This is a genomic window from Acidovorax sp. GW823-FHT01C06, from assembly GCF_058798375.1.
In genome coordinates this window covers 176,714-200,631 of the sequence record NZ_JBXAKN010000002.1, presented here as the reverse complement: position 1 = coordinate 200,631, position 23,918 = coordinate 176,714, and the positions used below count along the sequence as shown (strand labels likewise).

At 69.3% G+C, this 23,918-nt stretch carries 22 protein-coding genes; 8 read left to right on the top strand and 14 right to left on the bottom strand.

Annotated features, from left to right (window positions below; all coding sequences use genetic code 11):
- Positions 1-35 precede the first annotated feature (35 nt).
- From AC1RCS_RS06460 to AC1RCS_RS06450, 3 genes are read right to left on the bottom strand one after another with little or no spacing between them, the layout of a single operon-like run.
- Positions 36-695, bottom strand: coding sequence for an ABC transporter ATP-binding protein (locus AC1RCS_RS06460; RefSeq protein ID WP_492244088.1), 660 nt, complete (start codon positions 693-695; stop codon positions 36-38).
- Positions 692-1,699: a tRNA (adenosine(37)-N6)-dimethylallyltransferase MiaA gene (gene miaA / locus AC1RCS_RS06455; protein ID WP_492244253.1), complete on the bottom strand. Its 1,008-nt coding sequence runs from the start codon at positions 1,697-1,699 to the stop codon at positions 692-694. The genes AC1RCS_RS06460 and miaA overlap by 4 nt, the downstream gene beginning before the upstream one ends.
- 2 nt (positions 1,700-1,701) lie before the next feature.
- Entirely contained in the window at positions 1,702-2,934 is a 1,233-nt protein-coding gene (locus AC1RCS_RS06450) for a multidrug effflux MFS transporter (RefSeq protein WP_218295491.1), read from the bottom strand.
- Positions 2,935-3,178: 244 nt separating this feature from the next.
- Here AC1RCS_RS06450 and AC1RCS_RS06445 point away from each other — a divergent pair, with 244 nt between their 5' ends.
- Positions 3,179-4,474: a serine hydrolase domain-containing protein gene (locus AC1RCS_RS06445; RefSeq protein WP_492244252.1), complete on the top strand. Its 1,296-nt coding sequence runs from the start codon at positions 3,179-3,181 to the stop codon at positions 4,472-4,474.
- 21 nt (positions 4,475-4,495) lie between these two features.
- On the opposite strand, the gene AC1RCS_RS06440 is transcribed toward AC1RCS_RS06445, so the two are convergent.
- Both AC1RCS_RS06440 and gdhA read right to left on the bottom strand, forming a co-directional pair.
- A complete protein-coding gene (locus tag AC1RCS_RS06440) occupies positions 4,496-5,329 on the bottom strand; it encodes an alpha/beta hydrolase (protein WP_369642940.1) in 834 nt (277 codons plus the stop codon).
- 138 nt (positions 5,330-5,467) lie between these two features.
- Positions 5,468-6,811: an NADP-specific glutamate dehydrogenase gene (gdhA, locus tag AC1RCS_RS06435; RefSeq protein ID WP_492244087.1), complete on the bottom strand. Its 1,344-nt coding sequence runs from the start codon at positions 6,809-6,811 to the stop codon at positions 5,468-5,470.
- A gap of 244 nt (positions 6,812-7,055) precedes the next feature.
- On the opposite strand from gdhA, the gene AC1RCS_RS06430 reads away from it, so the two are divergent.
- A complete protein-coding gene (locus AC1RCS_RS06430) occupies positions 7,056-8,219 on the top strand; it encodes a glycerophosphodiester phosphodiesterase (protein ID WP_218295488.1) in 1,164 nt (387 codons plus the stop codon).
- A 115-nt stretch (positions 8,220-8,334) separates the two neighbouring features.
- On the opposite strand, the gene AC1RCS_RS06425 is transcribed toward AC1RCS_RS06430, so the two are convergent.
- The 3 genes from AC1RCS_RS06425 to mutL all read right to left on the bottom strand — a co-directional run bounded on the left by AC1RCS_RS06425 (position 8,335) and on the right by mutL (position 12,325).
- Positions 8,335-9,411 carry a phosphotransferase enzyme family protein gene (locus AC1RCS_RS06425; protein WP_492244086.1) on the bottom strand — a complete coding sequence of 359 codons (1,077 nt, stop codon included), beginning with the start codon at positions 9,409-9,411 and terminating at the stop codon, positions 8,335-8,337.
- Between the two features lie 122 nt (positions 9,412-9,533).
- The gene (locus tag AC1RCS_RS06420) at positions 9,534-10,199 is read right to left on the bottom strand and encodes a PA4824 family protein (RefSeq protein WP_492244085.1); all 666 of its coding nucleotides are present in this window, start codon (positions 10,197-10,199) and stop codon (positions 9,534-9,536) included.
- 80 nt (positions 10,200-10,279) lie between these two features.
- Positions 10,280-12,325, bottom strand: coding sequence for a DNA mismatch repair endonuclease MutL (mutL, locus tag AC1RCS_RS06415; protein ID WP_492244084.1), 2,046 nt, complete (start codon positions 12,323-12,325; stop codon positions 10,280-10,282).
- Between the two features lie 108 nt (positions 12,326-12,433).
- On the opposite strand from mutL, the gene AC1RCS_RS06410 reads away from it, so the two are divergent.
- Positions 12,434-13,084, top strand: a complete 651-nt coding sequence (locus tag AC1RCS_RS06410; protein WP_218295484.1) for a DedA family protein — start codon at positions 12,434-12,436, stop codon at positions 13,082-13,084.
- Between the two features lie 132 nt (positions 13,085-13,216).
- On the opposite strand, the gene AC1RCS_RS06405 is transcribed toward AC1RCS_RS06410, so the two are convergent.
- Positions 13,217-13,456, bottom strand: coding sequence for a YMGG-like glycine zipper-containing protein (locus AC1RCS_RS06405; protein WP_218295483.1), 240 nt, complete (start codon positions 13,454-13,456; stop codon positions 13,217-13,219).
- Between the two features lie 304 nt (positions 13,457-13,760).
- Here AC1RCS_RS06405 and AC1RCS_RS06400 point away from each other — a divergent pair, with 304 nt between their 5' ends.
- Positions 13,761-15,326, top strand: coding sequence for a methyl-accepting chemotaxis protein (locus AC1RCS_RS06400; RefSeq protein ID WP_492244083.1), 1,566 nt, complete (start codon positions 13,761-13,763; stop codon positions 15,324-15,326).
- 235 nt (positions 15,327-15,561) lie between these two features.
- On the opposite strand, the gene AC1RCS_RS06395 is transcribed toward AC1RCS_RS06400, so the two are convergent.
- The 3 genes from AC1RCS_RS06395 to tsaE all read right to left on the bottom strand — a co-directional run bounded on the left by AC1RCS_RS06395 (position 15,562) and on the right by tsaE (position 18,032).
- Entirely contained in the window at positions 15,562-15,900 is a 339-nt protein-coding gene (locus AC1RCS_RS06395) for a cupin domain-containing protein (protein WP_218295481.1), read from the bottom strand.
- Between the two features lie 115 nt (positions 15,901-16,015).
- Entirely contained in the window at positions 16,016-17,443 is a 1,428-nt protein-coding gene (locus AC1RCS_RS06390; RefSeq protein WP_492244082.1) for an N-acetylmuramoyl-L-alanine amidase, read from the bottom strand.
- Between the two features lie 61 nt (positions 17,444-17,504).
- A complete protein-coding gene (gene tsaE / locus AC1RCS_RS06385) occupies positions 17,505-18,032 on the bottom strand; it encodes a tRNA (adenosine(37)-N6)-threonylcarbamoyltransferase complex ATPase subunit type 1 TsaE (RefSeq protein ID WP_218340180.1) in 528 nt (175 codons plus the stop codon).
- A 12-nt stretch (positions 18,033-18,044) separates the two neighbouring features.
- On the opposite strand from tsaE, the gene queG reads away from it, so the two are divergent.
- Positions 18,045-19,094, top strand: a complete 1,050-nt coding sequence (queG, locus tag AC1RCS_RS06380) for a tRNA epoxyqueuosine(34) reductase QueG (protein ID WP_492244081.1) — start codon at positions 18,045-18,047, stop codon at positions 19,092-19,094.
- 78 nt (positions 19,095-19,172) lie between these two features.
- Here the strand turns inward: queG and AC1RCS_RS06375 are convergent, their stop codons facing one another.
- Together AC1RCS_RS06375 and AC1RCS_RS06370 are read right to left on the bottom strand one after the other, a co-directional pair.
- Complete coding sequence (locus AC1RCS_RS06375) at positions 19,173-19,859, bottom strand: GDSL-type esterase/lipase family protein (RefSeq protein WP_492244080.1); 687 nt, start codon at positions 19,857-19,859, stop codon at positions 19,173-19,175.
- Positions 19,856-20,761, bottom strand: a complete 906-nt coding sequence (locus AC1RCS_RS06370) for an AEC family transporter (RefSeq protein WP_218295476.1) — start codon at positions 20,759-20,761, stop codon at positions 19,856-19,858. The genes AC1RCS_RS06375 and AC1RCS_RS06370 overlap by 4 nt, the downstream gene beginning before the upstream one ends.
- A 123-nt stretch (positions 20,762-20,884) precedes the next feature.
- On the opposite strand from AC1RCS_RS06370, the gene AC1RCS_RS06365 reads away from it, so the two are divergent.
- The 3 genes from AC1RCS_RS06365 to AC1RCS_RS06355 all read left to right on the top strand — a co-directional run bounded on the left by AC1RCS_RS06365 (position 20,885) and on the right by AC1RCS_RS06355 (position 23,833).
- Positions 20,885-21,850, top strand: coding sequence for a tripartite tricarboxylate transporter substrate binding protein BugE (locus tag AC1RCS_RS06365; protein WP_218295475.1), 966 nt, complete (start codon positions 20,885-20,887; stop codon positions 21,848-21,850).
- 63 nt (positions 21,851-21,913) lie between these two features.
- Complete coding sequence (xerD, locus tag AC1RCS_RS06360; RefSeq protein WP_218295474.1) at positions 21,914-22,813, top strand: site-specific tyrosine recombinase XerD; 900 nt, start codon at positions 21,914-21,916, stop codon at positions 22,811-22,813.
- A gap of 57 nt (positions 22,814-22,870) precedes the next feature.
- Positions 22,871-23,833, top strand: a complete 963-nt coding sequence (locus AC1RCS_RS06355) for a Bug family tripartite tricarboxylate transporter substrate binding protein (RefSeq protein ID WP_218295473.1) — start codon at positions 22,871-22,873, stop codon at positions 23,831-23,833.
- Positions 23,834-23,918 lie beyond the last annotated feature (85 nt).

The following is a 23,918-nucleotide window of genomic DNA, read 5'->3' as shown; positions in this document are numbered from 1 at the left end:
ACGCTACGCCTACGTGGCGTGGCGGCAGAGCTGCGTTACGGTCGGCTTTCTCGCACCCCTTGCGCCTTCAACCGCAGCACCCGGTCTGCCCGCGCCGCAGCGGCGTCCGAATGCGTGACCAGCACCAGCGACGCCCCATGCCCGCGTGTCTGCGCGAGCAGCAGGTCCATCACGCGGGCGGCGGTGGTGGGGTCGAGGTTGCCGGTGGGTTCGTCGGCCAGCAGCAGGGCGGGGCGATGGACCAGCGCGCGGGCGATGGCCACGCGCTGCAGCTGCCCGCCGCTCAGTTGTTGCGGCAGGCGCGCGCCCAGTGCGCCCATGTCGACGGCGTCCAGCATCTGCTGAACACGCGCCGGGTCGTTGCGGCCCAGCAGCATCAGCGGCAGGGCCACGTTCTGCGCCACGTCCAGGTGCGGCAGCACGTGGAAGGCCTGGAAGACAAAGCCCACGTGGGCGCGGCGCCACAGGGCGCGCCCCGTGTCGTCGAGCTCGCCCAGGTCGGTGGTGCCGTGGGTGATGCGGCCGGTGTCCCAGCTGTCCAGCCCGGCCAGGCAGTTGAGCAGGGTGGACTTGCCCACGCCCGAGTCGCCCACGATGGCCACGAATTCGCCGGGCGCCACGGTGAACTGCACCTGGGCGAAGACCGGCGTGTCGCCGTAGTGCTTGCCCAGTTGTTCGGCGCGCAGCAGCGTCATGGCGTGGCCTGCTCGCGCTGCGCGAGCCGCCGCAGCACGGCCTGCACGAGCCGGGCCGTGGCGTCGGGCTGGTCGCACGCAATGGTGTAGCGCCCCGGCATGCCGCGCAGCCAGGTGATCTGGCGCTTGGCGAGCTGGCGCGTGGCGGCAATGCCGCGCTCGCGCAGGTGGGCCAGGTTCAGGGGCGTGCCGGGTGCGCGGGTGGCCTGGAAGTCCAGCTCTTCCCACGCCTGGCGGTAGCCCACGCAGCGCATGGAGGGCAGGTCCGGATGCAGGTCGCCGCGTGCGCGCAAGGTCCGCACTTCGTCGAGCAAACCTCCAGCGAGCATGGCGTCAAAGCGCTGGGCAATCCGGGCGTGGAGCCAGGTGCGGTCCTCCGGTTCCAAGGAAAAGAGGGCTGTAGCGCTTGCTGGATCTGCGCCTGCAGCTCTCTTTTTTGTAGTGTGAAAGCTCGACAGGGGCTGGCCGGAGACATGCCACACCTCCAGCGCGCGCTGGATGCGCTGGCTGTCGGCAGGCGCCAGGCGGGCGGCGGTCACGGGGTCTACCGCCGCCAGTTCCGCATGCAGCGCGGGCCAGCCCCGTTCGGTGGCCCGCGCTTCGATCCGCGCGCGCACGGCGGGGTCGGCGGCGGGCATGTCGTCGATGCCGTCGAACAGCGCCTTGAAGTACAGCATGGTGCCGCCCACCAGCAGGGGCAGCGCGCCGCGCGCGCGGATCTCGCCGATGAGCCGCGCCGCGTCCTGCACGAACTCGGCCGCGCTGTAGGCCTGCAGCGGGTCGCGGATGTCGATGAGGTGGTGCGGCGCGGCGGCGCGTTCCTCGGGGGCGGGCTTGGCGGTGCCGATGTCCATGCCCCGGTAGACGAGGGCGGAATCGACGCTGATGATCTCCACCGGCACGCCCTGGCTGCCCAGCACGGCGGCCAGCGCGAGCGCGCCCGCCGTCTTGCCGGAAGCCGTGGGACCTGCCAGGGCGATGGCGGGCAGCAGGGGCTCGGGCAGGGTCACGCGCGGGCTCCGAACTTCTGCACCAGCGTCCACGAGATGAGCGCCAGCGCGGCCGACCAGAACCAGATGCCGTTGACGAGGGGCCACACGGTGCCGTCCAGGCGCGCGCCCAGCCAGCCGCCGATGGCAAAGGCGGCCAGCATCATCATGAAACCATTGAGCGCCGACGCCACGCCCGCCGCCTGCGGAAACGGGCCGACAGCGCCGCTTTGCCCGCAGGGCTGGTGGATGCCGTGGCCCAGCATGAAGAGATAGAAGGGCAAGGTCAGCGCCCAGGGCTGGTGCCAGCCCAGGTGCGCCACCAGCGCCATCAGCGTGCCGCCGCTGATGCTCAGTGCCCCCGCGATGGCCACCGTGCGCTGCAGGCCGAAGCGGGCCAGCAGGCTGCGGCACAGGAAGGTGCCGCCAAAGTAGGCCAGGCAGGCAGACGCCATGGTCCAGCCGTACTGCGTGCGGGTGAGGCCCAGCACGTCGATATAGACGAACGAAGAGGCTGCCAGGAAGGTGAACAGGCCGCCGTAGGTGGCCGTGGTCTGCAGCGAGAACGCCCAGAAGGTGGGGTGGCGCAGCACCTGCATCCAGGTGCCCAGCAGCACACGGGGCTGCAGTGCCTGCGGGTTGCGCCGCGCCAGGGTCTCGGGCATGCGCAGCGCCACCAGGGCCAGCGTGACGACGGCATACACCGTGAGCGCCAGCAGCGCCGCGCGCCAGCCCAGCCATTCGCTGAGCAGCCCGCCCATGGGCGCGCAGATGCAGGCCACGATGCCCAGCCCCGTGAGCGCCTTGGACATGGCGCGCGCGCCGTCGAGCGGCGTGTACAGGTCGCGCACGATGGCCCGCGCGCACATCACCACCGCGCCCATCGCGGCGCCCTGGGCGATGCGCCACACAATGAGCAGCGCCATGGTGGGTGCAAATGCGCTGCCCAGCGATGCCAGGGTGTAGATGCCGAGCCCCGCCAGCAGGATGGGCCTGCGTCCGAAGCGGTCCGACAGCGGCCCCCATACCATCTGCGAGCAGCCAAACGCCAGCAGCAGGCCGCTGAGCGTGAGCTGCGCGGCCGCCATGGGTGCGCCCAGGCTGCGCGTGAGGGCGGGCAGGGCGGGCAGGTACAGGTCGGTGGTGACGGGCTGGATGGAGAGCAGCAGCGCGAGCACCAGGATGGCCAGGCCGGGCTGGATGGAGGCGGAAGCAGCCGTGGGCACGGCGGTGGCGGAGGGGGCAGACATATCTGTCTGAGGGTACCAGATGGGGCATGGGCGCCTTGCCGGGCGGGGCTTGTGAGAGATGGTGAGAGTTGGTGTGTGACGCGCGTCGCGCGGGTGACAGGGCGCGAGGCCGGTGGCGCAGCACCATGGTGGTGCGGCTGGCCGGATCCAGGCCGCCGCACAACAACACACAACACAACAAGCCAGGAGACATCCCATGCACAAGATCACAACCCGCCGAGGGTCCCAGGGCTGGCGCCCCGCCATGACCACCCGGCTGCGCAGTGCGCTGGCGCTGGCCGCCCTGGGCACAGCCCTGGCCGCCCAGGCCCAGGCTCCGGCCCTGCCCGCGCCAGAGAGCGTGACGCTGGACAAGCTGGGCTACATGACCACCTTCCCGCCCGAGGGCGCGCAGCGTGTGGACCTGAGCAATTCCTTCAAGTACCCCCAAATGCGCTGGGCGCTGCAGCACCTGCGCGAGCTGCAGCCCACGCACAACATCCGCCGGGGTGGGGCGGCTGCATCGGCCCTGCCTGCAGACCCCAAGCCCCTGGGCGGCGTGGTGTTTGATGACGACAAGGGGCAGCCCATCACGGTGGACCAGTGGCTCACCCGCACCTACACCGATGCGCTGGTGGTGGTGCACAAGGGCCGCGTGGTGTACGAGCGCTACGACAACCAGATGAAGCCGTACACGCCGCACCTGCTGTTCTCGGTCACCAAGTCGTTCACCGGCCTCATGGCCGCGCAACTGGCGCACGAGGGCAAGATCGACCCCAGCGCGCTGGTCACCAAATATGTGCCCGAGCTGGCCGACTCGGCCTGGGGCGACATGAAGGTGCGCGAGGTGATGGACATGACGGGTGCCGTGCGTTTCCGCGAGGTCTACACCGACCCCGCCACCGAGATCTTTGGCTACAGCTGGTCCAGCGGCATGCTGCCACGCCCGCCGGGCTACCAGGGGCCGACCAATGTGTATGACTTCCTGAAGACGCTCAAGAAGGAAGGCGAACACGGCGCGGGTTTTGTGTACCGCACCGTGCATTCCGAGGTGCTGGGCTGGATTGTTTCGCGCGCCACCGGCAAGCACTGGGCCGAACTGATGAGCGAGAACATCTGGCAGAAACTGGGCATGGAAGAAGACGCCCACGTGATGGTGGACAGCGTGGGCACGCCGCTGCAGGGCGCAGGGCTCAATGCCACGGCGCGCGACCTGGCGCGGTTTGGCGAAATGCTGCGCCTGGGCGGCAGCTACAACGGCCAGAAGATTTTTGACAAGGCCGTGATCGACGATACCGCCAAAGGCGGCGACCGCGAGAAGTTCAAGATGGGCGGCATGGCGTTTCGCCCCGGCTACAGCTACCGCAACCAGTGGTGGGTGCTGCACAACGCCGATGGCGCCTGGGAGGCCGCGGGCATCCACGGCCAGTTCATCCATGTGAACCCGGCTGCCGAGATGGTGGTGGTCAAGCTCTCGTCGCACCCGGTGGCGGGCGCGGGCTTCACCCACCCGCTCACCCTCAAGGCCTGGGCGGCACTGGCGCAGGCGGTGCGGCGCTGAGGGCGTGCCCTCCAGGCCAAATTACTTCAGCTTGAAGAGAGCCACCATGGCCTCGCGGTAGAGGCCCTGGCCCACGGCGTTGGTGGTGTGGTGCGATCCACCCTCCACCAGCACAAACCGCTTGGGCTCGGCCGCCGCCTCGTACAGCTTGCGGCCCAGGCTGGGCAGGATGAGGCTGTCTTCGCTGCCATGCACCACGAGCAGGGGCGAGCCGATTTCGGAGACCTTGCGCACGGATTCGAAACGCTGGGTGATGAGGGCCGACACCGGCAACCACCCCCATTTGAAGGTGCTGACCACCTCGGGGATGCTCGTGAACGTGCCTTCGACGATGGTGCCCTGCTCGTCGGGGACCTGGCGGGCCAGGTCGATGGCGATGGCCCCGCCCAGCGAGTGCCCGAAGATGTAGCGCGGCGTGCCCGGCGCCTGGCGGGCGAGCCAGTCCCAGGCGGCGCGGGCGTCCTCGCCGGCCGTGACCTCGGAAGGCAGCGCGGCGCTGCTCTGGCCGAACCCCCGGTAGTCAATGGCGAGCACCGAGAACCCCAATTCCTGCATGCGGCGCATGCGGCCGGACGAGCCCGCCACGTTCCAGCGCGCCCCGTGCAGGTACAGCATCACGGGGGCGTCCGCGCGCGCATGGGCCAGCCACAGGCCGTGCAGCCGGCCAGGCTGGCCGGTGGCCTCGGACTGGAAATCGATCCACACGTCCTGCATGTCCTCGGTGGACTGGGGGCCGCCCCAGCTGCGGTCGCTGGGCTGGAAGATCCACTCGCGCTGCTTGGCGTCGAGGGTGGCGCAGCCCGCCGAGACGGCGATGGCCAGCGCCAGGGAGATCAGAAGGGGGGTGCGTTTCATGGAAAGGAGAGAGTCGCCATCGTGCCGGAAAGTTCTCGCACGGAAAGCAGGGTTTGTGCCCATCTTCCCGCAGAGCCCGCCAACTGCCCGGCAACTGCCCTTCTTTTCACCGCTTCTGAAACGTTTCCCGAAGAAAGGTCAGACCACGCCCTGCGCCAGCATGGCGTCGGCCACCTTGACGAAGCCCGCGATATTGGCGCCGTCCACGTAGCTCACGCTGCCGTCGCTGCGCTTGCCATAGTGCAGGCACGCGGCATGGATGCCCTGCATGATCTGCAGCAGCCGCGCATCGACCTCTTCGCGGGGCCACGACAGGCGGGCGGCGTTCTGGCTCATTTCCAGGCCCGAGGTCGCCACGCCGCCGGCGTTGCTGGCCTTGCCGGGGGCGTAGAGCACGCCTGCCGCCTCGAAGGCCTTGGCGGCATCGATGGTGGAAGGCATGTTGGCGCCTTCCGCCACGCAGACCACGCCGTTCCTGATCAGGGTGGCGGCGTCCTGGGCGTCCAGCTCGTTCTGCGTGGCGCAGGGCAGAGCCACGTCTACGGGCACGTGCCAGGGGCGCACACCGGCCTCGAAGCGGGAGCCCGTGCGGGCTGCGTAGTCGCTCACGCGGCCATACAGATGGTTCTTCACCTCCATCAGCTCGGCCAGCTTCTGCGGGGTGAAACCGTCCTCGTCCACGATGGTGCCGCTCGAATCCGACACGGTGACCACCTTGGCGCCCAGCTGCAGGGCCTTTTCGACCGCGTACTGCGCCACGTTGCCCGATCCCGAGACCGAGACGCGCATGCCGTCGAGCGAGCGGCCCCGGGATTTGAGCATCTCCTGCGCGAAATACACGGTGCCATAGCCCGTGGCCTCGGGGCGGATCAGCGATCCGCCGAACGACAGGCCCTTGCCGGTGAACACGCAGTCCGCCCGGTTGCTGAGCTTCTTCATCATGCCCGCCATGAAGCCCACCTCGCGGCCGCCCACGCCGATGTCGCCTGCCGGCACGTCGGTGTCGGCACCCACGTGGCGGAACAGCTCGGAGACGAAGGCTTGGCAAAAACGCATGACTTCACCGGGGCTCTTGCCCTTGGGGTCGAAGTCGGAGCCGCCCTTGCCGCCGCCCATGGGCAGCGTGGTCAGCGCGTTCTTGAAGGTCTGCTCGAACGCCAGGAACTTGAGCACCGACAGGTTCACCGAGGGGTGAAAGCGCAGGCCGCCCTTGTAGGGGCCGATCGCCATGCTGTGCTGGATGCGGTAGCCGCGGTTGACCTGCACGGTGCCATGGTCGTCCACCCACGACACGCGGAACATCACGATGCGCTCGGGCTCGACGAGCCGCTCCAGCAGGCCATGCTCGGCATAGCGGGGGTGCTGGGCGATGAACGGCCACAGGCTTTCCATGACTTCAGTGACGGCCTGCAGGAATTCGGGCTGACCCGGATTGCGGTGGGCCACGTGGGAAAGGAAGCTGCCTGCGGACTCGTATTTCATGTTCAAAAAGCTTTCTGCGTCAAAAAGCAGGCAATGGCGCGCTGCAACATCGAATTATGTTCAAAAGTTATACGTTTATGCGCATGCCTATGCACAATGGTGGGGAATGTGGCGGGTGAGTTGCCATATGTTGGTGCGGCGGGGGGCTGGCGTGGGCTGTCACCGGCGCGCAAAACGGGAGTCATCGCCTTGTCACAGGCGGCGGCCACAGTTCGGCGGTTCTAAACACAACGAGGAGAAGAGCATGCACATTCCTGGTGCGAAGTTGGGTGCGCTGGCCTTGCTGGCCACGCTGGCGGCCTGCGGCGGCAACGATGACAACCCCTATCCCACGCTGAATGGCGACAAGCCGCTCGTGATCGGCCACCGGGGGGCCGCCGGTTACCTGCCCGACCACACGCTCGAGGGCTACAAGCGGGCCATCGACATGGGCGCCGACTTCATCGAACCCGACCTGGTGGCCACCAAGGACGGCGTGCTGGTGGCGCGCCACGAACCCAACATCACCGGCACCACCGATGTGTCCACCCGCGCCGAGTTCGCGGGCCGCAAGACCAAGAAGATGGTGGACGGCGTGGAGGAAGAGGGCTGGTTCGTGTCGGATTTCACCCTGGCCGAGATCAAGACCCTGCGCGCCGTCCAGCCCCTGTCGGACCGCGACCAGTCGCACAACGGCAAGTACCAGATCCCCACCCTGGAAGAAGTGCTGGACCTCGCCAAGAACGAAGGCGCCAAGGCCGGCCGCACCGTGGGCGTGTACCCCGAGACCAAGCACCCCACCTTCCATGCCAAGCTGGGCCTGCCGCTGGAAGACCGCCTGCTCGCCACGCTGGCCAAGTACGGCTACACCGCCAAGAGCTCGCCGGTCATCGTGCAGTCGTTCGAGGTGTCCAACCTCAAGTACCTGCGCACCAAGACGCAGATCCGCCTGGTGCAGCTGGTGGACGCGAACGACGTGAACCCCGACGGCAGCATGGACCTGACCGCCCCCTACGACAAGCCCTACGACTTTGCCGTGGCCGGCGACGCGCGCACCTTCGCCAGCCTGCTCACCCCCGCGGGCCTCAAGGAGGTCAAGACCTATGCCGACGGCATCGGCCCCTGGAAGCCGTACCTCATCCCCTCCAAGCAGGTGGACGCTAACAAGGACGGCAAGGCCGATGACCTCAATGGCGACGGCAAGATCGACGAACGCGACCGCGTGATGATGGCGCCCACCGATGTGGTGAAGAATGCCCACGCCGCGGGCCTGATGGTGCACCCCTACACCTTCCGCAGCGAGGCCAAGCGCCTGGCTTCGGACTTCAAGGGCGACCCCAAGGCCGAGTACAAGCTGTTCTACAACCTGGGTGTGGACGGCGTGTTCAGCGACTTCCCGGACACCGCCAAGGCAGCGCGGGACAACTGATCCGCCAACGGCCACGGGCCCTGGCCCGGTGCCAGGCTGAAACCACACGACAAGGCCCGCCGCCGCGGGCCTTGTTCTGGGCGGAGGGCCAGGGCGCCCTGGCGGGCCCCAGCGTTCAATGCGCCTGTGCGGCGGGCGCGGCCACGGCCGGTGCCGCGGCCACCAGCCCCTCGGCGGTCGGCAGGTCCATCCATGCCTGCATCAGCGGGATCTGCTTGCGCAGCCAGTGGGTGGGCATGGCCTGGGTGCCCCACACGGGGATACGGCCCGCGTATTCGCCCATCACCCAGAACTGGCGCACCGCCAGGCAGGGCGCAATGGCCGCCAGATCCTGCGGCGGTACGGGGCGCACGCCGGTGTAGCCCGCCAGGTAGCGCTGCCAGCGTTCCCGCAGGGCGGCGGACAGGGGTGTTTCCAGGCTGCGCGGCAGCAGCACCCACAGGAACACGCTCAGCTCGTAGGCCAGCAGGCCCGGGCCCGCATCGTCGAAGTCGAAGAAGGCTGCCACGCGGCTGCTTTCGTCTCCCTGCCCGGGTCCGTCGCTCATGAAGTTGTTGCTGCCATGGCAGTCGCCGTGGCAGTGCACGCGGGTGAGGTCGGGCCATGCGGCAAAGCGCTGGCGCAGCCCGCCGGCCAGCGCGGCAAACTCGCGTCCCAGCGCCGCGTCCACCGTGGGGGCGGCGAGCATGCGTTCCAGCGATGCATCGAGCAGCAGGGAGAGGTCCAGCGTGTAGCGGCTTGGCGGGCCGTGGTAGCCCTGTGCTGCGTTGTGCATCCGGGCCAGCCCCCGGCCGGTGGCCTCGATGTCCACCAGCGACTCGCCGGGGGGATCTCCCGCCAGAAAGTCGAACAGGAGCAGCGCGCGGCCACCCTCTGGCAGGGCGAGCGCCACGCTGAAGCTTCCATCGGCCGCCGGCAGCGGGGCGGCGACCGGGATACCCTCGCGCCGCAGGTGCGTCAGCAGGGCGGTCTCGTAGGCGATGTTCGGCGCGCCGCGCGGCCTCTCGGCGCACAGGCGTGCAATGGCGTGCTGGCCGCTGGCAAAGCGCACTTCGTACACCTGGTTGAAGCCGCGCCGCAGCAGCACGCAGTGCTCCACGGGACCGAGCGCCCAGCCGGCCGCCACGGCCCGGGCAATGGCGTCGCCCGTGGGGGTGGTTTGTGCGATGGACTGGGCGTCGAAGGCCATCATGGGCAGGGTCCTTGGGGGCAGGGCGGCCGATTCTGCCGGCAAAGCCGCGCTCCGTGCCTTGAGGCCAGCCAAAGAAGCACTTCGGCGCCCACCTCGGGGGGCGCGAGATCGCGGGCTGGCTCCTAGAACCCCAGCGCGAATCCCACGCTCAGCCAGGTGCGCCCCTGCTGGCGGCCGATCGTGGCGTCCAGCTGCCGGCTGGGCGCCCATTCCCACCGGGCACCGGTCTGGAAGGTGGGCGCGCCATGCTGGGTGCCAAAGGCTTCCAGATGGGGGGTGACTGCGCCCCAGCCGTGCTCCACCGATGCCCCCCAGGTGGCCCGCCAGGATTGCCCGCGTTCCCGCTGGCTGCCCAGGTTGGCGTTGACCACGCCCCAGGGCGCCGCGCAGGTGCCGATGAGGTTCAGCGCCACCAGGCTGCCGGCGGTTTGTCCGGGGCTCTGGCGCCGGTGGGTGATGCCCGCGCTGCTGCCCGCGTTGCAGCCCTGTTCCTGTGCCGGGCTCCACAGCCATTTGGCCTGCAGGCCTTGCAGGGTATGGCGCTCGTCCCGGTCGCGAGCCAGCAGCGCGCCCAGCTCCCATCCCTCGACAGGGGTGAATGCCGGGGCTGCGTAGACGGTGCCACGCTGGCCGCGCCGGCCTTCCCACCACACTTCGATGTGGCCGTGGCCTGCCTCGTCCACGCCGGCGTCGTCCACCGACAGGGGGCGCCCCGCATGGGCAGGCAAAGCCACCAGGCACAGGGCGGCAGCGGCCAGCAGCAGGGGCGGGGCGGTGGGGTCGGTCATGGGCGGCGCGGTGACTGGGCGACGGCTGGAGGACGGGGCTCGGGCGATGTCGCAGGCGGTGGTGGTGCCGGCCGCTGGGGCTAGCGCCCGCGCAGAAACAGCGCGTCCAGTTCCTTCATGCTCAGCTGCCGCCAGGTGGGCCGCCCGTGGTTGCACTGGTCCGACCGGTCCGTGGTTTCCATCTGCCGCAGCAGGGCGTTCATCTCGTCGATGGTGAGCCTGCGGTTGGCGCGCACGGCACCGTGGCAGGCCATGGTGCCCAGGATCTCGTTGCGGGCGCGCTGCACCACGGTGGTGGCGTCGTGCGCGGCCAGTTCGGCCAGCACGCTGCGGGCCAGTTCCACCGGGTCGCCCTGGGCCAGGGTGGTGGGCACGGCGCGCACGGCCAGCGTCTTGGGCGAGAAGGGCACCACTTCCATGCCCAGCATGGCCAGCACCTCGGCGGATGCCTCGGCCGTGGCCACTTCCTCGGGCGTGGCGGCGAAGGTGGCCGGGATCAGCAGCGGCTGGCTGGCGATGCGGGCGTCGCCATCCACCTGGGCCTTGAGGCGCTCGTAGACGATGCGCTCGTGGGCGGCGTGCATGTCCACGATGACCATGCCCTGGGCGTTCTCGGCCAGGATGTACACGCCATGCAGCTGGGCCACCGCGCGGCCCAGGGGCCAGGTGGTCTCGCTGCCGGCGGGGCCGCGGGCGGTCGCTGGCGGCACGGAAGGGGCGCCGGGCACCGCGCCGCCGGCGGGGGCGGCCGCAGGGCCGTTGCCGTGCGGGGCATCGGCCGTGCCCGGCAGGGGCTGCGATGGCGCCGCGGTGGGCAACACGGCGGCTGGCGCGTCATGGCCCATGGGCCCGGTCTCCCTCCTGGGGCCCCACAGCGCCTGCAGGTCCGCCACGTGGTGGCCACGCTCTTCAAATTTGATAGCTGACTGCGCTTGCCAGTGAAGGGCTGGAGGCTGATTGGGCCTGAAGTCCTCGGTGGGGCCCTGCGCCGTGGCGCCCGCGTCTGGCGCGGCTGTCCCCGCAGCAGCCGCAGCGACGGCCGCGAGCGCGGCGGCGCGCGGTGCGGCCAGCGCGTTTTCCACGGCATGGCGCACGGCCTGGTGCACCTCGCGGCTGTCCCGAAAGCGCACCTCGATCTTGGTGGGGTGCACGTTCACGTCCACGCGGGCCGGGTCGATCTCGACATACAGCGCATAGATGGGCTGCTTGTGGCCGTGCAGCACATCCTCGTACGCGCTGCGGGCGGCATGGGTGAGTACCTTGTCGCGCACGAAGCGGCCGTTCACGTAGCAGTACTGGTGGTCGGGGCGCGAGCGGGCGGCGTCGGGCAGGCCCGCGCGGCCGGTGACGGTGACGGGGCCCACGCGGTGCTGCACGGCCACGGATTGCGTGACGAAGTCCTCGCCCAGCACGTCGGACAGGCGGCGGGCCAGCGCGTCCTGGGCATCCCCCTGTCCGGGCACGAAGGTGGCGCGCCACTGCTCCACCAGCTTGCCTTCGTGCCAGATGGCAAAGCCCACATCCGGCCGCGCGAGCGCATGGCGCCGCACCGATTCGATGCAGTGCGCGAGTTCGGTGGCGTCGGTCTTCAGGAACTTGCGGCGCGCGGGGGTGGAGAAGAACAGCTCCTTCACCTCCACCGTGGTGCCGGTGCTGCGCGCGGCCGGGCGCAGCTCGCCGCTGCGTGCGTCCAGCAGGAAGGCATTGGGTTGCGCCGCCGGGCGCGAGAGCAGGGCCATCTCCGACACCGAGGCAATGGCGGCCAGCGCCTCGCCCCGAAAGCCCATGGTGGCCACGGTCTCCAGGTCGTTCAGGCTGGTGATCTTGCTGGTGGCATGGCGGCGCAGCGCCACGGGCAATTCTGCGTGTGGAATGCCCCCGCCGTCGTCTTCCACGGTGATCAGGCGCACGCCGCCAGCCGACAGGCGCACGGTGATCTGCGTGGCGCCCGCGTCCAGCGCGTTGTCCACCAGTTCGCGCACCACGGAAGCGGGGCGCTCGACCACCTCGCCGGCGGCGATCTGGCTGATGAGTTCATCGGGCAGGTCGCGGATGGGGCGCCGGGCCGTGGCGAGGGGGGTGGTGGCGGGCTGCGCCGCCGCGAGGAGGGGGGTGGTGTCGTTCACCCGTGAGATTTTAGGGCGGGGGCCGCGCAGGGGTATCGGGCCGGGGCGGGGCCCGATGGGGATAATGCGCCCACCTTTTTGCTGCCCGGTGTCCGGACCCGCCCTTCCATGGAACTTGTCACTTTTCTCATCGACTTCATCCTGCACGTGGACAAGTACCTGGAGGCCTTCGTACAGGCCTACGGCATGTGGGTGTACGCCCTGCTGTTCGCCATCGTGTTCGTCGAGACAGGGCTGGTGGTGATGCCGTTCCTGCCGGGCGATTCGCTGCTGTTCATCGTGGGCGCGCTGTGCGGCGCGGGGATGATGAGCTTTCCGCTGGCCTGCGCGGTGCTGCTGGCGGCGGCCATCCTGGGCGACCAGTGCAACTACTCGCTGGGCCGCTACTTCGGGCCCAAGGTGTTCCAGTGGGAAAACTCGCGCTGGTTCAACCGCCGTGCGTTCAACCAGGCGCATGACTTTTACGAGCGCTATGGCGGCATCACCATCGTGATCGCTCGCTTCATGCCCTTCATCCGCACCTTCGCACCGTTCGTGGCGGGTGTGGCGGAGATGGGCCGCGCCAAGTTCACCGCGTTCAACGTGGGGGGCGCGCTCCTGTGGGTCCTGGGCATCTGCTCGGCGGGGTATTTCTTTGGCAACTTTGCCTGGGTCAAGGAGAACCTGGACAAGATCATCTGGGCCATGATCTTCATCCCCGGCCTGATCGCCATCTTTGGTGCCTGGCGCGCCGGGCGGCAGGCCAGGACCGCACCTTGACCTTGAATCAACGGGTGCTATGAAAAAAAAAGCTGCCAGCGCTTGTGTGACAAGCGCTGGCAGCTTCTTTTATGCAGAACTCACCGGCAGCCCGGTTCGGCCGCAGGGGAGGTTGTCCGGCGGCCGGGGGGATCAGCGGCGATAAGGCCGGCGCTGATCGCGGTCCTCGCCGATCTCATGGCCGATCAGGGCGCCGGCGGCGGCACCGCCAATCGTGCCTGCGGGGCCCCCGAAGACGGCATTGCCGGCGACACCACCGACCACGGCGCCCACGCCGGTGCCCACCTGTGCGCTGGTGGGGTTCGAAGCGCAACCACCCAGTGCCAGGGCTGCGGTACAGGTGGTCGCAAGAAGGATGTGACGGATTTTCATGGCAAGAGTCCTTTGTGAATGGAATCAGGCCTGGGAGTCCGGCTGCGGCTGCAGACGGGCTGGACCTGTGGCTTCACTATCCGTCGCCCGGCGGGGCCCCCGCGTAGGCAGCCGTGGGATGCCGCTGTAGGACATGCGACCTCATGGGAAACGCCCGCCGCGTTGCCAAGTGCCGGCGGTTCCCGTGGTGCGCGGGCATCACGTTCCCCCTGGGGCGGGGTTACGTGGCATCGCCGGTGGTTGCCAACCGGCGGGCGGCAGCAGATCATTTCTAATGCAATCCATTCGTATAAGGACACACACCATGGACCCTCAAACATCCCACACGGGCCCGCAGCTGACGGTGGCGCAACAAATCGGCCTGATCGTGGGGGTGGCCGTCCTGGCGCTCGTGCTCATCCTGGCGTTGAGCCTGGTGCGCGTGCAGCACCTGGGCAGGACGGTGGACGGTCTGGCCAATGAGCAGGTCGAACGCCTGCAGCTGGCCCTGCGCTGGCGCAGCAACATCGCGGTCAACTCCACGCGGGTGTTCTCGGTGGTGCAGTCCGAAGGCGACGACCTGCAGAACTTCTTCAAGGACCTGATCGCCGCCACCACGGCCGACACGTCCAAGGTTCAAAAGCGCTACAGCGAGCTGGAAACCAGCCCCGAAGGCCTGCGCATCCAGGAGGAGCTGGCGGCGGTGCGCACGCCGTATCTCGCCACGCGCGACAAGGCCCTGGCGCTCAAGAAGGCAGGCGACATGGCACAGGCCAAGTCGTTTGCCATGTCCACCTTCGTGCCGGTGGTCAACCAGTACAACGCGGTCGCGGACAAGATGGTGGAATACCAGATCCAGCGGTCGGCCGACCAGGCCGCCGAGGCCGCGGGCCTGATCGGCTCCTACCGCGCCGCCGTGCTGGCGGCGGGCATCGCGGGGCTGGCGCTGCTGGTGCTGCTGTCCTGGGTGGTGGTGCGGCGCATCCGCCGCTCGCTGGGCGAGGTGGCCGCGGTGGCCCGGCGCATCGGCGAGGGCGACCTGTCGCGGCCCATCCACGCGCAGGGGCGCGGCGAGGTGGCGCAGATGATGCAGGCCATGGAAACCATGCAGGCATCGCTGGTGCGCATCGTGGGCGACGTGCGCCACAGCAGCGACTCCATCGCCACCGGCTCCAGCGAGATCGCCTCGGGCAATGCCGACCTGAGCCAGCGCACCGAGGAGCAGGCCAGCAACCTCGAGCAGACGGCCGCGTCCATGGAGCAGATCACCAGCACCGTGAAGAACAACTCCGACACCGCGCAGCGCGCCGCCGTGCTGGCGGGCGCGGCATCGGCCGCGGCGGTGAAGGGGGGCGAGGTGGTGGGCCAGGTGGTGGCCACCATGCAGGACATCTCGGCCGCGTCGCGCAAGATCACCGACATCATCGCGGTGATCGACGGCATCGCGTTCCAGACCAACATCCTGGCGCTCAACGCGGCGGTGGAGGCGGCGCGCGCGGGCGAGCAGGGGCGTGGCTTCGCCGTGGTGGCCAGCGAGGTGCGCAGCCTGGCGCAGCGCTCGGCCTCCGCGGCCAAGGAGATCAAGGCGCTCATCAGCGACAGCGTGCAGAAGGTGGAAAACGGCACCCAGCTGGTGGGGGATGCCGGCCACAGCATGGAAGACATCGTCGCGCAGGTCCAGCGGGTGAGCGACCTGATTGGCGAGATCTCCAGCGCCACGGGCGAGCAGACCATCGGCATCAGCCAGGTCGGCGAGGCGGTGACGCAGCTCGACCAGGTCACGCAGCAGAACGCCGCGCTGGTGGAGCAGAGCGCCGCCGCCGCCGACAGCCTCAAGCACCAGGCGGCGCGGCTTGCGGAGGTCGTGAGCGTGTTCCGCCTGGAGCGGTGAGGCGAACTCCCTCTGAGTCGATTCGTGCCTCGGCCCTCAGCCCTCAGCCCCTCCTCGCCTCGCCGTGCGAGCCGGGAGGGAGATGCTCCCAGCGCATGCAGGCGAAGCGCCGCATGCGCGGCCTGGCGGCCCTTGCGCGGGGCGCACTCGCGCTGGCTGCGCCAGCTGCATTCGTCGCCGGTGGCGCACGGCCCGATGAATAGTGGCTGCGCCAAAACAGGGATCTGAAAAAACCTCAGCGCCCACCCGCCAGCAGGCACAGGGTGACCAGCAGGGACGCGTGCTCCACCGCCTTGAGCGAATGCAGCGCGCGCGGCGCCAGGTGCACGAAGTCGCCGGGATGCAGCTGCTGGATGCCGTCCTCGCTGACAAACTCGACCACGCCCTCGATGCACTGCACCGTGGCCTCGCCGGGGGTCTGGTGTTCCTTCATGGATTTGCCCACGGGGAGCACGACGCGCATGACTTCGAGCTGGCCGGCCTTCAGGATGGCGGTGGTGATGGCCTCGGGCAGGCGGTCGCCCAGGGGGCGCACGCTGACGATCTGGCCGGATTGGGCGTGGGGCAGTGCCATGGCGTTTCTCCTTCCGTCCTCCCCGGTGCGTGCCGGTGTGCAGGAAGCACATGCCTGCACGCCGGGGCGTGGGTGATGAAGGCTACTTTGCCTGCACTTGGCGGTCCGCGCAAGGCTAGACGGAACGGCTGCGCGCCAGTGGCGGGTTCTTGGCGAAGTAGCGCGTGATGCCGCGCATCAGCGCGTCGGCCAGCTGCTCCTGGTAGGCGCTGCTGCGCAGGCGCTTTTCCTCGTCGGGGTTGCTGATGAAGGCGGTTTCCACCAGCACGCTGGGGATGTCGGGGGCCTTGAGCACCGCGAAGCCCGCCTGCTCCACGCGCGGCTTGTGCAGCTTGGCCATGCCGCCGATCTCGCCCAGCAGCACGGAGCCGAGCTTGAGGCTGTCGTTGATCTGCGCGGTGGTGCTCATGTCGAGCAGCGCGCGCTGCACGTGCTGGTCCTTGGACTGCACGTTGATGCCCCCCACCAGGTCGGCCTGGTTCTCCTTGTTGGCCAGCCAGCGCGCGGCGGTGCTGGAGGCGCCGCCCTGGCTCAGCGCGAACACGCTGGCGCCGCGCGCGGCCGGCGTGGTGAAGGCATCGGCGTGGATGCTCACGAACAGGTCGGCCTGCACGCGCCGGGCCTTCTGCACGCGCGTGCCCAGGGGCACGAAGTAGTCGCCGTCGCGCGTGAGGAAGGCGCGCATGGGATTGCCACCCACGGTGGTGGCGTTGATGCGGTCGCGCAGCAGGTGGGCCACGCGCAGCACCACGTCCTTCTCGCGCGTGCCCGAGGGGCCGATGGCGCCCGGGTCCTCGCCGCCGTGGCCGGGGTCGAGCGCGACGATGATGATGCGGTCGGTGTGCGTGGACGTGGCCCGGTTGCCCGGCAGGCGCGTGGTTTCGGCCGGGGCGGCCGCCACCGGGGGCGCCGCCACGGGCGGGTGCTCTGCCGGGACGGGGCGGGTGGTGCGCTGCGCGATGAGGTCGCCGAGCGGGTCGTGCTCGGCGGGCGGCGTGGGCGCTTTGGGGGTGGCGGCGGCCGTGGTCACGGGGGCATCGCGCAGGCGCTCCGCGATGAGGGCCTCCAGCGGGTCCACCGGCGCGGCGGGGTAAAGGTCGAACACCAGGCGGTGCCGGTACGCCGCCACGGGGGGCAGCGTGAACACCTGCGGCATGGCGGGCTGCTTGAGGTCCACCACCAGGCGCACCACCCCGGGCGCGTTCTGCCCCACGCGGATGCCCGCGATGTTGGGGTCGTCCGGCTTGACCTTGGCGACCAGTTCGCGCAGCTCGGGGCTGAGGTCGATGCCCTCGATGTCCACCGCCAGGCGCGGCGGCGTGGTCACGAAGAACTGCTTGGCCACCAGCGCGCCGTCGGACTCGATGGTCACGCGCGAGTATTCGGGCGCGGGCCAGACGCGCACGGCCAGGATGGTGGCGCCGCGCGCGATCTGCTGCGTGCCCAGCAGCAGCACGAGGCTGCCCGCCTGCAGCACGGCCCGGCGCGAAGCCACGCCCCGGGCTGCGGCCGGGGGCGTGCCGCTGGCGCTGCCGGGGCTCATCGCGGGCCTCCCGTGCGGGGCGCGCGGGGGCAGGCCGGGGTCGGTGCGGCCGATGGGCGGCTCATGGGTTCAGCAGCCCTTGCAGCATGTGGCGGCCGTTGGCGGTTTGGGCGTGCACCGTGATCTTCCTTTCGGTGTCGTCAATTGCTTCAATGTGTATAGCAAGGTCCGCAGGCGGCGTAAGCGCTGCAGCCTTTTCCGGCCATTCTGCCACCTTGAGCCCCGGGTTGGCAAAAATGTCCCTGAAGCCCGCGTCCTCCCATTCGCGCGGATCGTCGAAGCGATAGAAATCAAAGTGCCAGATCGCCAGGCCCGGGGCCTCGTGTGGCTCCACCACGGCGTAGGTGGGGCTCTTGATCCGGCCCTGCACGCCCAGGGCGCGCAGCAGGTGGCGCACCAGCGTGGTCTTGCCCGCGCCCAGGTCGCCGTGCAGCGTGACGAAGGCGTTGGACAGCCCCGGCTGCGCGGCCAGGCGCTGCGCGAAGGCGGCGGTGTCATCCTCGCTGTGCCAGGTGAAGGGGTGGGCGGGTTCCGCCGGGGCGGCCGTGCCGCTTCCTACAATCTGGCAGGTATGTGGTGCAACAGTCAACTCGTTCCTCAAATGCAGGAGTGGGCCCGCGAACTGGGATTTTCCCAAATCGGCGTGGCGGGGGTGGACTTGTCCGCCGCAGAGCCCGGCCTTTCGGCCTGGCTGGCGCAGGGCTTCCATGGTGACATGCATTACATGGCATCGCACGGCATGAGGCGCGCGCGCCCGGCCGAACTGGTGCCCGGCACCGTGAGCGTGATCACGGCACGCATGGATTATTTGCCGCGCGATACGGGCACGGGTGCGTCCGGCGGCTGGCAGGCTTTCGAACTGGGGCGCCTGGCCCGCCCGCAGGAAGGGATCGTCTCGGTCTATGCCCGGGGGCGCGACTACCACAAGGTGCTGCGCGCCCGCCTGCAAAAACTCAGCGACCGCATCGCCGAGGCCATCGGCCCCTTCGGCCACCGCGTATTCACCGATTCCGCGCCGGTGCTGGAGGCCGAGCTGGCCTCGCGCAGCGGCCAGGGCTGGCGCGGCAAGCACACCCTGGTGCTCAACCGCGAGGCGGGCTCGATGTTCTTCCTGGGCGAGATCTACGTGGACATGGCGTTGCCTGAAAGCGCCCCGGTCACCGCGCACTGCGGCAGCTGCAGCGCCTGCATCGACATCTGCCCCACGCAGGCCATCATCGCGCCGCACCGGCTCGATGCGCGGCGCTGCATCTCGTACCTGACCATCGAGCACGCGGGGCCCATCCCGCTGGAACTGCGGCCGCTCATGGGCAACCGCATCTACGGCTGCGACGACTGCCAGCTCATCTGCCCCTGGAACAAGTTCGCGCAGGCCAGCCGGCTGCCCGACTTCGACGAGCGCAAGGGCCTGGCGGGCCAGCAGCTGGCACACCTGTTCGCATGGGACGAGGCCACCTTCCTGCGCATGACCGAAGGCGGCCCCATCCGCCGCATTGGCCACGAGCGCTGGCTGCGCAACGTGGCCGTGGCGCTGGGCAATGCGCTGCGGGCCACGGGCGATGGCGCGGTGCGTGCGGCGCTGCAGTCCCGTGCCCAGGAGCCCAGTGAACTCGTGCGCGAACATGTGGCCTGGGCGCTGGATTTTGAATGAAAGTGGGCTCTAGCGCTTGATAATTAAGCGCTGGCAGCTATCAAAAAATGAGTATTCAGGCCGAGGCTCTGTGTGGCTTTACCGCGCCAGCAGCCCGGCGTCCCTGAGCGTTTCCACCAGCCCTTGCGCAAACCGCTCGTAGCCGGCCGCATTGGCGTGGATCTGGTCGGACCGCAGGCGGGCGTCGGACAGCACGCCGGACCAGCCTTTGCTGTGCAGTGGAATCTCCAGCTGGGTCGCCACTTCTTCGTACAGCGCGTGATCGCCCAGCCGGCCGGTGGAGGCCGCCAAGAGAGACAGCTCGGGCACGGCCACCAGCAGCACCTGGGCGCCGCTGGCGCGCGCCTCCGTACAGATGCGCACGATGTTGGCGCGGGTGGTGCTGGCGCTCTGGCGGCGCAGAAAGTCGTTGCCGCCGATGCCCACGATCACCAGCGCGGGCTGGTGCGATTGCAGCAGCGCTGGCAGGCGTTCGAGCGCCTGGGCCGAGGTGTCGCCCGACACGCCGGCGTTGACCACTTTCCAGCCCGTCAGGCGCGCCAGCACGGCAGGGTAGGCGGTGTCGGCCGATGCGCCCACGCCGGAGGTCAGCGAATCACCCAGCGCCAGCACCGTGGCGCCGGTGGGCACCGCCTGCGCGCGCGGGGCCTTGCGCCCGCAGCCCGCCAGCGGCACAAGCGCCACGGCCGCCACGCCCGCCATCAACGCGCGGCGGCGTGCTTGGACCAGGGCGGCGGAACGCAGGGCAGGGTGTGGATCGGTCATCGCAGAAATCCCAGGGCAAACGGCAGGCTGACCATGCCCAGCAGGGTCGATAGCGTGACCAGCCCCGCCACGTACGGTCCGTTGTAGCCCATGCGCGCCGCCAGCACATAGCAGGTGGAGGCGGTGGGCAGCGCGGAGAAGGCGAGCAGCATGGTGGTCTGCACCGGGTTCAGCCCAAAGAGGCGCGCCATGCCGAACGCGAGCAGCGGCTGCAGCAGGTGCCGGATGGACAACACCGCCACGCTCAGCGCCTTGCCGCGCGTGAGCAGGCCAAACTGCAGGCCCGCGCCCGCGGCCATCAGCCCCAGCGCCAGCGATGCCGCGCTGATGCGGCCCACCGTGGGCGCGGCCCAGTCGGGAATCCTGAAGCCCAGCAGGTTGGCCACCAGCCCCGATACCGTGGCGACGATCAGCGGGTTGCGCACCAGCTCCCGCGCGAAGCTGTGCTGGCCGTGCCGCGCCATCGGCCACACGGCCGCCACGTTGAACAGCGGCACGCACACGCCGATCAGCACGGCGATCATGAGCAGGCCCTCGGAGCCCGCCAGGCGCTCGGCAATGGCCAGGCCAATGAACGAGTTGAAGCGGAACGCGACCTGGGCACTGGCGGCATGGTCGCGCGCGTCGATGCGCCGGCCCAGCCAGGGCCAGTGCGGCAGGCTGTAGGCCAGCGCGATCCCGATCAGGCCGGAGATCAGCCCGGCGGCGATCAGCCCCGATGCGGCGCCGATGTCCACCGGGCTCTTGACGATGGACTGGAACAGCAGCACGGGGAACAGCAGGTAGTACACCAGGCTCTCCACCGGCTGCCATACCGAGCGGTTCAGGGCGGTGTAGCGGCAGATGAGGTAGCCGCACAGGATGAGGGAGAAGTCGGGAAGCAGGAGCTGGGCGTAATTCACGCACGGAGAATACTTGATCCGTGCCGTGTTCTGCGGGTTAGCCCTTATGTGGAATCCGCAGGCTGCCAGGACACCGGTTGCGCATACCATCCAGGCTGTCTGTCACCCATGAAGGAGAACTCAATGCATCGTCGTCAATGGCTCGCGCTGACCGTACTGGCTGCCGCCGCAGGGTCCGCTGCCGCCCAGGGCTACCCCAACAAGGTCATCAAGCTGCAGGTGCCCTTCGCGCCCGGCGGTACCACCGACATCATTGCGCGCGTGATCGCCGACCCGCTGGGCAAGGCCCTGGGCCAATCCGTGATCGTGGAAAACAAGGCCGGTGGCGGCGGCATCGTGGGCGCGGCCGAAACCGCCCGTTCGGCGCCGGATGGCTACACGCTGGGCGTGGCCACCGTGTCCACCACGGCGGCCAATCCCGCCATCAATCCCAAGACGCCGTACAACCCGCTGACGGACTTCACGCCCATCATCAACATCGCGGCCACGCCCAACATCATTGCGGTGCACCCCAGCTTCCCCGCCAAGGACTACAAGGCGTTCGTGGCCGAGATCAAGAAGTCGCCCGGCAAGTATTCGTACTCCTCGTCCGGCACGGGCGGCATCGGCCACCTGCAGATGGAGCTGTACAAGAACCTCTCGGGCACCTTCGTGACGCACATCCCCTACCGTGGCGCGGGCCCCGCCCTGAATGACACCGTGGCCGGCCAGGTGCCCATGATTTTCGACAACCTGCCCTCGGCGCTGCCCTTCATCAAGGAAAACCGCCTGGTGCCCATCGTGGTCGCCGCGCCGCAGCGCGTTGCCGCCCTGCCCAACGTGCCCACGTTCAAGGAAATGGGCCTGGAGCCCGTGAACCGCATGGCGTACTACGGCATCGTGGGCCCCAAGGGCCTGTCCAAGGAGGTGGTGGACAAGGTCAACGCCGCCGTGCGCAAGGCGCTGGAAGATCCGGCCGTGAAGAAGCGCATCGAAGACACCGGCTCCATCGTGCTGGGCAACACGCCCGAGCAGTTCGCCGAGCAGATCAAGGCGGAATTCGCCGTGTACAAGGACGTGGTGGTCAAGCAGAAACTGGCGCTCGAATAATTCCGTGCGCACTCCAGAAGCCGCCCGCGCCCGGGCGGCTTTTTTACGTGCTATCGTTTTTGGATGCTTGCCCCCAGCCTGAACGCGATCGATGCCTTTGTGGATGCCCTGTGGCTGGAGGACGGCCTTTCGCGCAACACGCTGGCGGCCTACCGCCGCGACCTGACGCTGTACGCGCAGTGGCTGGCCGCGCAGCAACCCGCCCTGGCGCTGGACGGCACGGCCGAACACCACCTGCAGGGCTACTTCGCGGCGCGCCACGCCGAGACCCGCGCCACGTCGGCCAACCGGCGCCTCACCGTGCTCAGGCGCTACTTTCACTGGGCGCTGCGCGAGCGGCGGATCGCCGCCGACCCCACGGTGCGGCTCACCGCCGCGCGCCAGCCCCTGCGCGTGCCCAAGACCTTGTCGCAGGCGCAGGTGGAGGCCCTGCTCGCGGCGCCGGACCTGGGCAACCCCCTGGGACTGCGCGACCGCACCATGCTGGAGCTGATGTACGCCAGCGGCCTGCGCGTGACCGAACTGGTCACGCTCAAGACCTTCCAGCTGGGCCTGAACGAAGGCGTGCTGCGGGTGATGGGCAAGGGCAGCAAGGAGCGGCTGGTGCCGTTTGGCGAAGAGGCGCGGCAGTGGCTGGAACGCTACCTGCGGGAATCGCGTGGCGAGATCCTTGCGGGCCAGCAGACCGACGACCTGTTCGTGACCCAGCGCGGCAGCGGCATGACCCGCGTGATGTTCTGGGTCATCGTCAAGAAGTGGGCGGCCGTCGCCGGCATCACCACGCCGCTCTCGCCGCACACGCTGCGGCACGCGTTCGCCACGCACCTGCTCAACCATGGCGCCGACCTGCGCGTGGTGCAGCTGCTGCTGGGGCATGCGGACATTTCCACGACCACCATCTACACCCACGTGGCGCGGGAGCGGCTCAAGTCGCTGCACGCGCAGCACCATCCACGCGGCTAGCGCAGCAGGCAGACAGGCCGCGTGACCGACCCCCTCGATACCAACCAGGAGACATGCATGAAAAAAATGATTGCCGGCGCGCTGCTGCTGGGCGCCGCCACCCTGTCCATGGCGCAGGCCTGGCCCGCGGCCAAGCCCATCCGGCTCATCGTGGGCTACCCGCCAGGGGGCGGCATCGACTTTGCCGCGCGCACCGTGCAGGTGCCGCTGCAGGAAGCGCTCAAGCAGCAGATCGTGGTGGACTACAAGCCGGGCGCGGGCGGCATGCTGGCCGCCACGGAGCTCACGCGCGCGGCGCCGGACGGCTACACCATCCTGCTGGCCAATACCGGCCCTTTCGCCATCGCGCCCTACCTGCAGCGCAAGATGCCCTATGACCCGCTCAAGCAGTTCAGCTACATCGGCCAGATCAGCCAGGGCAGCTACATCGCGGTGACCCGGCTGGACCACCCGGCCAAGGACCTCAAGGAGTGGGTGGCCTGGGCCAAGGCCAACGCCGGCAAGGTGAACTTCGCCTCGGGCGGCGCGGGCACGTCCACCCACCTCAATGGCGAGCTCATGAACCAGGCCACCGGGCTGGACGTGACGCACGTGCCATACAAGGGCAGTGCGCCCGCGGTGCAGGATCTGATCGGCGGCCAGACGCAACTGCTCATCGACGCGGGTACGGTGCTGCTGCCCCAGATCAAGGGCGGCAAGCTCAAGGCGCTGGCCGTGACCGGCCCCCGGCGCGATCCACAGCTGCCCGATGTGCCCACGGTCGGTGAGCTGGGCTTCGCGGCGATGGAGTCCGTGGGCTTCCAGGGCCTGGTGGGGCCGGCTGGCATGCCCAGGGACACCGTGGACAGGCTGGCCGCCGAACTGGCGAAGGTGCTGGCGCAGGCCGACGTGAAAGCCAAGTTCGCGTCCACGGGGTCCGAAGTGCATTCGCTGGGCCCTGTGGAGTTCTTCAGCTTCGTGAAGGGCGAGAACGAGAAATGGGCCAAGCTCATCCGCGAGCGCAAGCTCGAACTCGATTGATGGATTCTCCTGCCGCCCGAGGGCGCGGTCTTTTCAGCACCTGAAGGCAAGGCGGGCAGGCTCCAGCCGCTGGCGGTGGGAGCGC